This is a genomic window from Bacillus cereus group sp. N14 (assembly GCF_016483555.1).
Taxonomy (GTDB): domain Bacteria; phylum Bacillota; class Bacilli; order Bacillales; family Bacillaceae_G; genus Bacillus_A; species Bacillus_A wiedmannii.
The window spans coordinates 1-207 of sequence record NZ_JAEHBQ010000156.1 but is presented as its reverse complement, the minus strand read 5'-3'; the positions used below and the strand labels follow the sequence as shown (position 1 = coordinate 207).

Sequence of the window (207 nt, the reverse complement as noted above, 5' to 3'; positions counted from 1 at the left end):
TTGTGGCGAAGTGGTTAACGCACCGGATTGTGGCTCCGGCATTCGTGGGTTCGATTCCCATCAGTCGCCCCATTTTTATTTTTAAAATTACAAATAATCTAATTGATACTTACATATAATTAAGTAAGAATTCGATGGGCTATAGCCAAGCGGTAAGGCAACGGACTTTGACTCCGTCATGCGCTGGTTCGAATCCAGCTAGCCCAG

The 207-nt window shown here is 44.4% G+C and carries 1 tRNA gene; it reads left to right on the top strand.

Annotated elements, in window-relative coordinates:
* Positions 1-135 precede the first annotated feature (135 nt).
* Positions 136-207: transfer RNA gene (locus JDS82_RS29530), tRNA-Gln, on the top strand.